The organism is Psychrobacter urativorans, from assembly GCF_904846695.1.
GTDB classification, from domain to species: Bacteria; Pseudomonadota; Gammaproteobacteria; order Pseudomonadales; family Moraxellaceae; genus Psychrobacter; species Psychrobacter urativorans.
On sequence record NZ_CAJHBR010000005.1, the window covers coordinates 16,729 to 29,977 of the forward strand.

General features: G+C 41.4%; 10 protein-coding genes. 2 read left to right on the plus strand and 8 right to left on the minus strand.

Annotation, left to right across the window (positions count from 1 at the left end; translation table 11 throughout):
* Positions 1–68 precede the first annotated feature (68 nt).
* Together JMY09_RS05195 and JMY09_RS05200 are read left to right on the plus strand one after the other, a co-directional pair.
* Positions 69–509, plus strand: coding sequence for an MCR_0457 family protein (locus JMY09_RS05195; protein WP_201622544.1), 441 nt, complete (start codon positions 69–71; stop codon positions 507–509).
* A 569-nt stretch (positions 510–1,078) separates the two neighbouring features.
* Complete coding sequence (locus tag JMY09_RS05200) at positions 1,079–2,245, plus strand: D-alanyl-D-alanine carboxypeptidase family protein (RefSeq protein WP_201622545.1); 1,167 nt, start codon at positions 1,079–1,081, stop codon at positions 2,243–2,245.
* Positions 2,246–2,417: 172 nt separating this feature from the next.
* On the opposite strand, the gene JMY09_RS05205 is transcribed toward JMY09_RS05200, so the two are convergent.
* The 8 genes from JMY09_RS05205 to pilW all read right to left on the minus strand — a co-directional run bounded on the left by JMY09_RS05205 (position 2,418) and on the right by pilW (position 13,043).
* The gene (locus JMY09_RS05205) at positions 2,418–4,382 is read right to left on the minus strand and encodes a sensor histidine kinase (RefSeq protein WP_201622546.1); all 1,965 of its coding nucleotides are present in this window, start codon (positions 4,380–4,382) and stop codon (positions 2,418–2,420) included.
* Positions 4,383–4,635: 253 nt separating this feature from the next.
* Positions 4,636–6,057, minus strand: a complete 1,422-nt coding sequence (gene der / locus JMY09_RS05210) for a ribosome biogenesis GTPase Der (RefSeq protein ID WP_201622547.1) — start codon at positions 6,055–6,057, stop codon at positions 4,636–4,638.
* A 219-nt stretch (positions 6,058–6,276) separates the two neighbouring features.
* A complete protein-coding gene (gene bamB, locus JMY09_RS05215; protein ID WP_201622548.1) occupies positions 6,277–7,485 on the minus strand; it encodes an outer membrane protein assembly factor BamB in 1,209 nt (402 codons plus the stop codon).
* A gap of 123 nt (positions 7,486–7,608) precedes the next feature.
* Positions 7,609–8,421: a YfgM family protein gene (locus JMY09_RS05220; protein WP_201622549.1), complete on the minus strand. Its 813-nt coding sequence runs from the start codon at positions 8,419–8,421 to the stop codon at positions 7,609–7,611.
* Positions 8,422–8,638: 217 nt separating this feature from the next.
* A complete protein-coding gene (gene hisS, locus JMY09_RS05225) occupies positions 8,639–9,940 on the minus strand; it encodes a histidine--tRNA ligase (protein ID WP_201622550.1) in 1,302 nt (433 codons plus the stop codon).
* A gap of 111 nt (positions 9,941–10,051) precedes the next feature.
* Entirely contained in the window at positions 10,052–11,167 is a 1,116-nt protein-coding gene (ispG, locus tag JMY09_RS05230; RefSeq protein ID WP_201622551.1) for a flavodoxin-dependent (E)-4-hydroxy-3-methylbut-2-enyl-diphosphate synthase, read from the minus strand.
* 194 nt (positions 11,168–11,361) lie between these two features.
* Positions 11,362–12,174: a helix-turn-helix domain-containing protein gene (locus JMY09_RS05235; RefSeq protein WP_227677178.1), complete on the minus strand. Its 813-nt coding sequence runs from the start codon at positions 12,172–12,174 to the stop codon at positions 11,362–11,364.
* Entirely contained in the window at positions 12,171–13,043 is an 873-nt protein-coding gene (gene pilW, locus JMY09_RS05240) for a type IV pilus biogenesis/stability protein PilW (RefSeq protein ID WP_227677179.1), read from the minus strand. Before pilW ends, JMY09_RS05235 begins: the two co-directional genes overlap by 4 nt.
* Positions 13,044–13,249 lie beyond the last annotated feature (206 nt).

The following is a 13,249-nucleotide window of genomic DNA, read 5'->3' on the forward strand; positions in this document are numbered from 1 at the left end:
ATGTGACTTTTGTTTTTATTCCTATTACCATAACAGCATCAAATAATGCAAAGCGAGTGTGATACTGAATGAACAATCAATCGATATTAGCGGTAATTTCCCCTGCAAAAAATATTATGATTAATGCTGCAACTAAAGTTGGTATGGCTGGCCTGATGACTAGTATGGCTCTTTTATCGTCAACTGCTTTTGCTGCCCCTAGTACTACTATTCCCTTAGATATGTCGGGTATGAACATCACTAAGCACGAAATAGCCGTGATGCAAGTACTGTCTGAAATATGTCCACCAATGTTAAGTGGCAATCAAAAGCAACGTTTTTACAAATCATACAACGTGCAGTTGCATGAACTGATGCCTTCATTAGAAGATCCAAAAGCGGCTATTCAGTACTTGTCGACTCAACAAGACTATCGTCAGATTTTGCAAAGTATTCGTAGCTGGACGATGAGTTTTTCTAAGCAAGATAATAAGTCTATCTGTGAGGATTTAGCCAATGCAGAGTACTAAGTATTGACTATTGACTATTGACTATTAATTATAGAGTACTAACAGTCACTAGTAGCTAGCACGGTCGGCTACCCATACTTACATCATCCAAAGCTTTGAGCAATTAAGAGGAACTAAGACTAGAGATATAGCTTAGTGACATTTAAGTATTAATCTTGAGTACTACTCTTAAGTATTAATAAAACCAATTGCACCTGATTGATTTTAGTAAAGACTATGATGCTGCGCTAAATTAGCAGATACTTTGTATCCGATACCTGTATTATTTGACTATAGCTTGCTGTTTGCAGCCTCAATACACTGAGCTGCACAGCAGGCTTTTTTGTGGATGAAAGGTTTTAGTTTGCCAGTCAATAGCTAATTATGCCTAAATAGCTCAGTTATCTGTTGCTGACAGCGGCTTTTTAGATTATTCTCTGCGAGAATATTTTTTTATTTGTGCCTATTTACTTAATGGTGAAATTGCTAAGATATTAATTCTATGTCTAGTATCTGCTGTGACTAGCTTTATTAATAGTAGCAGCTATAGCGCTAGACAAATTTAGTCTCATAATGTGGTGTAACAGTTTATGACCGTGAAGTATGTAAAACAACAGCTTGTACAACTAGTAGTCGGTATTAGTGTCTCTTTAGGATCAGTAGCAGTAAATGCGGCTATCACCCCTCCTACTATGGAAAATGCCGCCTATATATTGATGGATTATAATACTGGCGAAATTTTAGCACAAAAAAATGCTACTACGCCGCTACCACCCGCTTCCTTAACCAAAATGATGACCAGCTATATTATCGAACAGCGCTTGGCTTCAGGTGACTTGACCGAAGACGAACAGGTTTTAATGAGCGAGAACGCTTGGTGTCGTGGCAGCAGTAGCCAGTCTTGTATGTATGTACCTGTTAACAAAACCGCTAGTGTCATCGATATGCTGCGCGGTATCATTATCCAATCAGGTAATGATGCTTCAATGGCTATGGCTGAACATATCGCTGGTAGCGAAGCCTCTTTTGCCACCCTAATGAATGAGCAAGCCAAAAAATTAGGTATGGACAACACTCACTTTGTTAATGCCACAGGTATGCCTGATGAAGGTCATCAAGCCTCCGCACTGGATTTGGCCAAGCTTGGGCGCGCCATTATCAAGAACAGCGGCGACTACTATAAAATTTATTCCGAAAAAGAGTTTACTTATAATGGCATTACTCAAGGTAATCGTAATGCGCTATTGAGCACAGATAGCACGGTAGATGGTTTAAAGACTGGCCATACTGATGCAGCAGGCTATTGTTTAGTCGCTTCAAGCAACCGTGATGGCATGCGTCTAATTTCAGTTATTATGGGTACTAAGAGCCAACAAGAACGTGCTGATCAATCACGTGAGTTGCTTAATTGGGGCTATGGTCACTTCACTACAGTAACCAAAGCGCCTGCAGGACAGTTCGTTAGCAAGCTGCCAGTATGGTTCGGGGCAGCCAAAGAGATTGAGTTGGCTACTGGGGACACCTTAAAAGTACTAACCACCAAGACTCAAAAAAATAAAATAACTACGGTTGTTGATATCCCTGATAGTTTAGAAGCTCCTATTAAAAAGGGTCAAGAAGTAGGTAAAATGCTGGCTGTTATTGATGGTAAAGCAGTAGCCTCAGTACCTATCATTGCTACTAGCGATATCGAACAGGCAGGATTTTTTAGTCGCATGTGGCAGCATGTCGTACGTTGGGGACAAAACGTATTTTAACAGCTAGTTTTGCTTACTAGCAGTTATTATCCTAAAGTCATTATAGCCATTGCATAAAAGGCCACTTAAATTAAGTGGCCTTTTTATGGTTCTCACCTTTACTTTGGACTAGGATATGTTGAATTCAAAGATAGCAGTTACGGCGTTTATTGGCTATTTCTCCTATCATTCGCTAAGTCCTTCCGATCCACGTCTTCAATATCTTAATAAGTCTTTGAGTGTTCTGCGTGGCGCCTTCACAGTAGTCTATGCCAGCAACTTTTAGCTCATGCTCAATGTCATATAGGTCATACTTGTTATGCGAGGGACACCAGTAAATCAATAAAGCTCGATGGCTAGTTTCAGCGCCTCGGATTAACCTTGCTAGCTGCGCTACCTTCTCCGGTAGAATATCCTCTGCAAACATTACCATATCAACTTTTATATCATCTAGATTTCCAAGCATGAGCTGCTCATACTTTCTAGAGATTACCGTAGCACCCAGCCCTTGTAACTCTTTAACCAAAAGATCATTTTCATCAGCATAATAGTAGATAATCTCTAAGTCTTTTAGCAAGGTGTGCTGCCAGCTTTTATATTTATTACGCAGTGGGATAGTGATTACAAATTGGCTGCCTTTATCAAGCTCACTATCGACCTCAATCGAGGCATCAATGAGCTGTAACAGCTGTTTTATGACCGGTAAACCTACGCCAACCCCTTCATATTTTCGAGTTCTTGAAGAATCAATCTGAAAAAACGGGGTAAATATATCCTCTATGTAATTAGCATTAATACCAATGCCGGTATCACTGATTTTGAGTTGCCAGCGAATACTATTATTGAAATGAGTCAGTTGCGACTCAATAGTAACTCGTCCCTTTTGGGTGAATTTTATAGCATTGTCAATAACAGCAGTCAATATTTGCTTAATCTTATTAGCATCCCCTTCAAGATTATAGTCAATATGATGGATATGACTAAGCAACTCTATGCCTTTTTGCTGAGCAATAGGATCAAATTCTGCTAATAAATCGGCAATCATTAGCAAAGGATTAAACACCACTAAAGTAACAACTATTTGGCCTTTTTCAATTTTATTGAGTTGAATAATTTGCTCTAAGGTCGACTCCAAATGCTCACTACCATTGCGAATAATCTCTAAAGTATCTTGCTGGTCATAGCTTAGGTAATGCTTGTCTAATAGCTGCAAGCCACCGGAGATAGCATTAAGTGAAGTCTTAAGCTCATGAGTGATCATACTCTGAAAGTTATTACGTTGAACCTCAAGCGATCGTTCTTTATGATGAAGCTGTTGTTCAAAATCCCCTAGCGCCTCATGCTCTCGTTGCATCTGTCTTAGACGCTCAAACAGTAGAATAAAGGCCTGCTTGATATGAATAAACTCGCGAAACTCAAAACGCTGTTGAATGACTAGTAGCTGCTCAAGATTTGGGTCATTAACTAATAAATTACAAACATTAGCGATTTGACCCAAGTCTTCAGTAGTACGCAGCAGCTTGCGAAAAATAAAGCCTATGGCAGTGACCACTAAAGTTAAAGTCAGTAACCATAATAAAATAGTTTTGCGTAACCACTGCATACGTAGTTTATTTATATCTAAGGTAATATTAATATAGCCTACTAAAGTATTAGTATTTACTGAGGCCCTATCTAACGGATTGTTAGCTTTTTCAACACTAGTTCCTCTATTGGCTGCTGGAGTAGAGAGGGGTAGATTAACGTTGCTCGCTTGCGTGTTACTTTTAGAGGCGTAACCGCTAGTCACTGCTCTGTTGAAACTGATGGCATCGGTAAACAATGCGGTATACCAGTCGTTGCTGTTCTGCTCTACATCGAGTTCGTCAAGACTACTAATGGGATGATCGGTAGAATAAAAAACGATATTTTGAATGCTATAATCTTCGTTTAGGAGGACGCCGACTTGGCTGGCTACTAGATTAGCACCATCAACATTGGAAGCGCTTCTAGCCAATAGCTCAGCTAGCTGCTGCACATGCATGCGCTGCTGTTGATAATGATAAACGAAACCATAAACGTAACAAAATAAAAACCCGACTAAAACAGCCAAGACTATAGTCTGCAACAGAGAGTTCCAGATAAGCTTAGGCAGTGTCTTAATCGAGTTTATAACCATATTGTCCAGTCAACTCAAGGTTTTTTTACTTATAACCATTGATACTTAGTCCCTTTACTCACCTCAAAATTCTTTATAGTGAATAAATAGCTCATATAAAAATAGTCATTAATCTAAAACTGCTGATTAACTTTTTACACCGTTATTTTTATATAAGCTAATTTTTTGTATGAACTGGTTTTTATATAAGCTATTTTTTATATAAGCTAACACTGCTATTAGCAAATGGCAGTGTTAGTAGTACATAGCAATATTAACGCTTCTTTTTTTCACGAGTAGTGAATTTTTGTGCTCTGTTACGTTCACGTTGGCGTAGCTGTTGCGCTTTGGCTTTAGTCGGAGTATCGCTTTTAGAAGAATAAGGATTTTCGTTAAGCTTAAATACTACGTTGAGCGGCGTACCTTCTAGCTTGAAGACCTCACGGAATTGGTTTTCTAGATAACGCTGATAGCTCTTAGGTAGTGACCCCGTCTGATTACCGTGGATAACGATGACTGGGGGGTTGTGACCACCGATATGCGCATAACGCAATTTAATTCGACGTCCAGAAATCGCTGGTGGTGGATTGGCCGCTACTGCATCTTGCAGGATTTGAGTCAAGCGATTAGTCGACACTTCGAACATTGAAGAGTTATAAGCACGTAGGATTGAAGGGTATAGATTACCTACTCCAGTTCCATGTAATGCTGATATTAGATGCACTTTTACATAAGGTATAAAGTTAAAGCGACGATCCATCTCAATTTTAATATAGTCTTTTTGATCTTGAGTCAAACCATCCCATTTATTGATAGCAACGACTAAAGCTCGACCCGCATCAAGGGCATAGCCAATCATATGTAGATCTTGATCGACAATACCTTCTTGGGCATCGATGACAATGACTGTCACGTTCGAATCTTCAATAGCTTGTAGAGTCTTAATTACCGAGAACTTTTCTACTTTTTCATCGATCTTACCACGGCGACGTACCCCTGCTGTATCAATTAGCACGTAATCTTTGCCATCACGTTTATAAGGAATATAAATGCTGTCACGAGTAGTCCCTGGCATATCGAATACTACCACTCGATCCTCGCCCAATAGACGATTGACTAGGGTCGATTTACCGACGTTTGGACGACCAATAATCGCCAGCTTCAAACCTTGAGGCTCAACTATAGACTCTTTTTCTGGCATATCTGCGGTAATAACTTCTAATAAGTTACCAACGCCGCGACCATGACTGGCAGCCATCGGATAGGGCTCACCTAAGCCTAATGCATAAAACTCAGCAGGTGCTGAATCATGAGCGCCGTCGACTTTGTTAGCCACTACATATACTGGCTTGCCTAAAGTATGTAAAAACTTGCCAATCTCTGCATCAGCACCAATCATGCCCACTCTTGCATCAACTACAAATACTATAATGTCAGCTTCGTGAATAGCGGTATGCGACTGCTCAGACATATAGTCATCAATATTGCCACTGCCATCATCAGCTTCACCTATACCACCAGTGTCTACTACGATAAATGCTTTGTCCTCATATTCAGCATCACCATACTGACGATCACGCGTCAGACCTGAAAGGTCAGCAACTAATGCCTGACGACTTTTAGTGAATTGATTAAATAAGGTAGATTTACCGACGTTTGGGCGACCGATTAAGGCAACCACAGGCTTGATACTCATGCATTACTCTCGCTGATAGGCAATAAAGGACAATAAAACCAGTACTTAGACTGGCTATTGTCACAAACTTAAATAGATAATAATTAATAAAGCTTTAGTAAACTAAACCCATAAAATCAATATACAAATCCAAGCTAAATACTAGCGGATCTTATACTAATTTTATGATCAAACTAAGCTAATAAATAGGGGCTGAACCAATAAGTTCAGCCCGACTCTTTAGCGTGCTAACTGCCAAATGGCAGCTTGCCCAGAAGCGCTTTGAGTCAATAAGCGACTGCCTTGTACTTGTAAGGTCTGTAGCGCGCCTTTGGTCTGTACACGACTGACAATCTTACCAGAGGCTGGGTCAATTAAATGCACTACACCACCTAAATCACCTACAGCGATATAGTTACCTATCATCACCGGGTTAGTCAATTTACGATAGCCAAGCTCATCATTTTCCCATAGTGTCTCACCACTTCTGCGATCATAAGCGACGATTTTACCGGTTAAACTGGTACCGATAACTTGCTGATTATTTACCGCTAAAGATTTTAAGCTAGCTAACTCATTAACGAATTTAACTTGTTTTGAGGCCAAGTCAATACCGATAACTTGACCACTATAGCTGATAGCGAATAACTCGTTGTTATCGACAATAGGACTGCCATCGACATCACTCATACGTTCAACTTCACTACTGCCAGTACCTACACCAATACGACGTGACCACTGCGGCAAGCCATTATCAACAGTAATAGCATGCAAACGACCATCAGCAGTTGCCAACAGTGCAGTCTTATCATCTAACAAGGTAGGCGCAGCAGTGCCACGAACGCTAATATCAGGAACTTGGGTGGCAAACTTCCAAACAGGCTGGCCATTCTGTAAAGACAAGCCTTGTAAGAAGCCATCGTTAGCCGACAAAATAACTCGGTTATTACTAATCAAGGCTTTGGTTAATACCGTACCAGTTAGCTGTTGCTGCCAGCGCTTAGCACCTGTAGTACTATCAAAGGCCATCACCATTCCGCTACGTGTAGTAATAACTGCCGTCTGACTAAAACTGTCTAATGCTACCCCACCCACGATCTGATCATCGACATTCAATGACCATAAACGCTGTCCGGCCTCATTATAGCCTACTAAGTCACCACCGCGTGAGGCGATAACTATCTGATTATTATCATAGCCCACTTGTAAGCTCAAAGGATCCTTTGAACTGGCTTTTTTATTGCCGACATCTACCATGAATACTGGCTGTAAGACACTAATAGGCTGCGCGAGCTGTACCAGTTTTACTGGATCATTGACCACGGGCTTAATGCCTCGGCTACAGCCCATAACAGCACTAGTCATTAGTGCTAATACAGCTACATGCATAACCGTAGTTTTTAACAGGGTCTTATTTGCATAGTTATTAGAGCGAATATTTAAGGTCATGGTATGTTCTCACTACGAATAAGTTGACGATCTATAAATGGGCTAACAAACACCATAATCCAGTAGCTTATCTACTGAGTCATGCGGTACTACTGTTATTATTGTTGATTGGCTGCTGACTAGCTATTGGGTAGTTTCTGCGGCAATAATGGCCGTAGCATTTTCATTACTAGCATTTGCTACCGCTTGATTATCTGGGGCTACTTTAGAAGCTTGGATAAGGCTAGCAGGCTCAGCAATAGGCTCAGCAACGACGCCTAAACTCTCCATCTTCAGTGCTAATACTGCGCGAGTCTCTTGACGCTTACGCACTAGCTCCCAAGCATTCTTATAAGATTTAATGGCCGCATCTTTATCATTCTTGGCTAAATAAATATCACCTAATAGCTCTTGTTGACTGCCTTCAAATGAGCTTGGCATATCTTTACTAGCTTCGGCTAAAGCGGCATCAGCGTCACCAGCTGCTAATAAGGTTTCGGCATAACGCAAACGTGCAATAGCGCTGAGACCAGCATCACCCAAATCAACGGCTAAAGCTTTTTTCAGAGTAGCAGTTGCCCCTTTAAAGTCATCATTGTCTGCTTGAGTACGCGCTTTAATCATTAACGCTTGCCAAGCATATACTGAGCTACCATGAGTACTAACCAAAGTGTCAATATTAGCATTTAACTTACTACGGCTATCCGCTAGTGCTGTCAAGGCCTCAGCTTCTAGGTCTGGATTTTGCGATGCCAGAGTAACTTCTTCATTAAGACGCTGAATATCAGCGTATTGATCAGCAGCAACTGTATCTACTCGCGCATGATTATTTTGCCAATAAGTCCAACCAAAGTAGCCGGCCAATGCCAACAGAATAACAGTAACAATATTGCCACCGTATTTTTTTAGCGCTTGCATCGAGTTATCTGTATTTGGCGAATTAGGGGTCAGAGCCATGGATAGTTACCTGATAAATTTATATTAAAATGCGAGTAATGAATGCTACTGCTGTTATTGGCTTTTCAGTGCTCAGAGCTAAAGGGGCCAAACTTTGCTGATTCATTACCTTGATCAGCAGGTAATGACCAGCCGTTACTTGCTATGCCTTGCCAGTCGTTACTAAGCGCTTAGCTGCTAAACTCTGAATAAAAAAGCATCCAGTCCAGTTAAACCGTTATTTAAAATTTTCTATATCGGCTAACCAGTCTTGATTCATACTAGTTTGCTCGCCCGTTTGCATATTTTTAATACTGATTTTTTGCTCATCAAGCTCTTGCTGAGCGATGATAACGGTCAAACGTGCTCCTGACTTATCAGCTTTTTTCATTTGTGCTTTTAAGCTAGTCGCACTAGCCATCTTAATACGCAAATCTGGACGCTGGTAGCGCAAGTTTTGGGCATAAATCATACCCGAGCTATAAACCTCAGGGTGAGTGACAATAAATACGTCACAAGCAGCCGTTTCTGCAAAAGGCGCTACCGCCTCTATTAGCAACAATAAGCGCTCAAGACCCATAGCAAAACCTACCGCCGGTTCGGACTGGATAGGCTTGCTATTTGCTTGGCTGTCCTGGTTACGGCTATCGGTAGATTTTAGCTGACCTACAAGACCGTCATAGCGTCCACCTGCACAAACTGTGGCTTGGCTACCTAACTTATCAGTGACCCATTCAAAAACTGTCTTATTGTAATAATCAAGACCACGAACTAGATGCGGATTTATCTGGTAATCAATACCTAAGCCATCTAAATAAGCTTGCACTTGCTCAAAATGGGCCATACTTTCTTCACCCAAAAATTCAGCAAGCTTAGGAGCATCCACTAATAACGCTTGAGTACTCGCCTCTTTACTATCTAAAATACGTAAAGGATTAGTAGTTAATCGGCGTTTGCTATCTTCATCTAATAAGTGCTGTTTGTCGGTCAAATAAGCGACTAAAGCATCACGATAAGCATGACGCTCATCGATCTCGCCTAAGCTATTGAGCTGCAAGCTCATTTCGTCTTTTAGACCCAAGGCTTGCCACATCAAATGAGTCATAGCAATCAATTCGGCATCAGCATCCGGTAAGGCGCTACCAAAACTCTCAACACCTAGCTGATGGAACTGACGATAGCGGCCTTTTTGCGGGCGCTCGTAACGGAACATCGGACCGATATACCAAAGCTTAGGGGTATCACCACGTAATAAATTATGCTCGATAACGGCACGTACAGCACCCGCAGTACCTTCAGGGCGTAAGGTGAGCGGTGTCGGTGGATCAGACTTATCGACAAAGCTATACATCTCTTTTTCGACAATATCAGTTGCGCCACCAATAGCTCGAGCGAAAAGATCGGTCTGCTCAACGATAGGCAGTCGGATATGCTGATAGCCGTATCTACTCATTACTTCGGCTAAGACCTTTTCTAACTGCAACCATTGCGCTGATTGATTCGGTAAAATGTCGTTGAACCCTTTTATAGCTTTAATCATGGTGCGCTTATATCCTCAAATTTTAATCAGTATTACTATTATTATTTTATGTACGAGCTTTAAATAAAATCTATTATTAAAGCAGTTGTGTTTTTAAAACCACTTTAGCTATTATTTAACCCGAATAATCTCATTTTCACGAGCTTTTTCTAGCACTGCTGCATGGGCGCGAACCATACTTTCGATTTCATCAACTAAGTTATCCGTATCGATAAGATGACTCTTTGTACCCATGCGATATACTAGCGACCGACGTGCCGCACCTACGATACCAATATCAGCTTCTTTAGCCTCACCTGGACCGTTGACCTTGCAACCTATTACTGAAAGATTCATAGGTTCACGTACATCTTCTAAACGCGCCTCTAAAGCAGTCATCACCCGAATAACATCGAACTCTTGACGTGAGCAACTAGGACAAGCAATAAAATTCACTCCATTTGAGCGAATATTTAGCGACTTTAGGATATCAAAGCCAATTTTGATTTCTTCTTCCGGCTCTGCGGCTAAAGAGATGCGAATAGTATCACCGATACCATCTAATAGCAGACCACCTAGGGCAATAGCCGACTTAACGGCCCCTGTTCGGTAGACACCAGCTTCTGTTACCCCAAGATGTAATGGGTTGTCGATTTGTGCTGAGATTAAACGATAAGCATCTAAAGTCAAAAACACGTTACTGGCTTTGACCGAGATTTTGTATTGATCAAAGTTCAAACGTTCTAATATATCAATATGACGCATGGCAGACTCAAGCATAGCCTCGCCAGTTGGTTCGGTATATTTGCGCTGGATCTCTTTTTCTAATGATCCGGCATTGACCCCAATACGAATAGGAATGTTGTGATAACGCGCACAAGCCACCACTTCACGAACTTTAGCATCGCTACCGATATTACCAGGATTGATACGTAAGCAGTCAGCACCAGCTTCGGCAACGGCTAAGGCAATCTTATGATCAAAATGCACATCAGCGATTAGCGGTACATTCACTAATTTGCGAATCTTTCCAAAAGCAGCAACCGTCTCCATAGTTGGAGTCGATACTCGCATAAGATCTGCACCGGCATCAACGCAACGTTCGATCTGAGCTACTGTTGCAGCTACATCACAAGTATCCGTATTGGTCATGCTCTGCACGCTAATCGGTGCATCGCCGCCAATCGCAACATCACCAACGTATATTTTTTTAGTGACACGACGGTTAATAGGGGCTGACGTTGACATATAAAATCCTTGGTATAAGCAAATATAATAGTAACAAGCAATTTTGATTAAACGGTATTCAAACGGCTATCACTCTATCATTAAACGTTGAGCAACAGCAGTCGATTATTCTGACTACGGCTAGTGATTGGTCATAGCCTTGTCCAATCGTAAACTCTTAGCCATCAATAGCGGACGCCGAATATATTAACCAACTAAGGCGTCAATGCAAAGCTGGCTTTTTTACCCGTTGCATACTGCTCTAAAGCCACTGGCTGCTGATTAAGAGATAAGTCAACATTGTCGATATTATCGATAACAATATTAAAAGGGGGTTGTCCTGATAACTGATAATCACCTTTAGTTTGCTCACCGCTAATTAGACTAGTACCAGTAGCATCAATGACCCCTACTGAAGCGGCATCTGTCAGCTTAAGTTGTAATGAGGCATTGTCTGCGGCTGCAGCCCCTAAATTCAACGCTGAACCTGAAGCACCAACGCTGTCATCAACACCGTCAAGCGCCGCCCCTTGCGTTTGTTCAGTAGCAGTTATTTCTTCTGCTACTGGCGCAGGCTGTTGCTCATCTTTAGCAGCATTAGTCACCATCCGAAATAAAAATACCGCTAAAACAATAAGCGCAATAGCGGCTATTATCAGTAACGGATTAAAGCGAATACGACTACGGTCATCACGTTGCAAAGTGCCCATAGGACGCAATAACGATTCCGTATTATTCATTGAGCGTGGTTTAAGCTCATTGGGATAAACACTATCAAAACTGCTAGCAATCTTTGCTGGATCTAAACCCAAAAACTTAGCATAATTAATGGCAAAACCACGAGCAAATGCAGCTTGCGGTAATTCACTAAAACTTTCACTTTCTAATGCTTGCAGATGGCGCTTTAGAATAAACAGTTCGCCTGCTGCCTCATCTAAGCTCACTTGCTTATTCTGGCGGGCTTGCTGCAACATGGCACCGAATGATCCCTGAGCATCTGATTGATTGGTCGATAATGGGTTGGTCATTTCCATGGTGCCTCTGGATTATTAAGCCAATTTTTGAGTTGTGTTGCTTCCTCACTTAAAGGAAAAGCGGAAAGTAGCTGCTGTGCTAGTTGTTGGCGCTTAGTAATATCATTTTGAGCGGCAGCCAATTTTACACCTTGTAGTAACAGACGAGGGCTAATGCCTTGTCTGTTAACCAATATCAAGGTTTCATCATAAAGCCGTTGCGCTTGGGTAACCTGCTGTTGTTCAAGCAACAGATCAACTAGCTCAATATGAGCAATCAAACTATTAGGGTTGCCCTCTAATGCTCGCAAAAAAGCTTTAGCCGCTGCTGGATGGTTATTTAGCTGTAAATAAGTGCGTCCTAGATTTTCTAAAGCGCCAATACGACCCTCATAACCTAACGCAGAACCAGCAATCTCAAATTGGCTTAGCGCCTCATTATAACGTTGCATCTGTGACAGATAAACACCGTAATTATTACGGGCCTGTTCAAAATCTGCATCTAGTGCTATGGCTTGTTTAAAATACTGGTCAGCCTTTACAAGATTGAGTCGGCTACCTTCTTGCTGTAATAAAACGCCCATCATATCATAGGCTGGCGCATATCGGCTATCGGCAGCAAAAGCTTTTTCGAGGTGGCGTTGAGCGGCATCCAGCTTATTTTTACGGATGTATTGCGCTGCCAGTGCAGTGCGCACCCGAGCTATTTGTTTTTTGTCTAAGTTGCGGTTATTGCTCGGCTCAGTCGAGGTCTGATAAGCAGTACCCCCTGTTAAGCTACCAGTTGAAGTGCTTTGGCAACCAGTCAATACTAAAGCTAACACCATACTAGTGGTCAGCATACCTTTAGCATTGAGCTGATAGTAATTTGTAAAAATCATCATAGCCGCCATCATAAAACTGTAATTTAACGAAACATCAGTTTAATAGATTTAACCTCAATAAGCACAATTTAGTTGCTATTAATTTTGTTGACTACATATCTATTACTATAATGATAGACAAATGACATCAATTAATCGGTTGTAACGACTAGTACAGCCAAATAGTATCGCCTCAGTTCAGATTAAGGTCAACTTAAGTTCAGCGA

Excerpts from the sequence above, each read along its gene's own strand:
- JMY09_RS05195 (WP_201622544.1), top strand. The coding sequence starts at position 69 with ATGAACAATCAATCGATATTAGCGGTAATTTCCCCTGCAAAAAATATT.
- JMY09_RS05200 (WP_201622545.1), top strand. The coding sequence starts at position 1,079 with ATGACCGTGAAGTATGTAAAACAACAGCTTGTACAACTAGTAGTCGGT.
- JMY09_RS05205 (WP_201622546.1), bottom strand. The coding sequence starts at position 4,382 with ATGGTTATAAACTCGATTAAGACACTGCCTAAGCTTATCTGGAACTCT.
- der (WP_201622547.1), bottom strand. The coding sequence starts at position 6,057 with ATGAGTATCAAGCCTGTGGTTGCCTTAATCGGTCGCCCAAACGTCGGT.
- bamB (WP_201622548.1), bottom strand. The coding sequence starts at position 7,485 with ATGACCTTAAATATTCGCTCTAATAACTATGCAAATAAGACCCTGTTA.
- JMY09_RS05220 (WP_201622549.1), bottom strand. The coding sequence starts at position 8,421 with ATGGCTCTGACCCCTAATTCGCCAAATACAGATAACTCGATGCAAGCG.
- hisS (WP_201622550.1), bottom strand. The coding sequence starts at position 9,940 with ATGATTAAAGCTATAAAAGGGTTCAACGACATTTTACCGAATCAATCA.
- ispG (WP_201622551.1), bottom strand. The coding sequence starts at position 11,167 with ATGTCAACGTCAGCCCCTATTAACCGTCGTGTCACTAAAAAAATATAC.
- JMY09_RS05235 (WP_227677178.1), bottom strand. The coding sequence starts at position 12,174 with ATGACCAACCCATTATCGACCAATCAATCAGATGCTCAGGGATCATTC.
- pilW (WP_227677179.1), bottom strand. The coding sequence starts at position 13,043 with ATGATGATTTTTACAAATTACTATCAGCTCAATGCTAAAGGTATGCTG.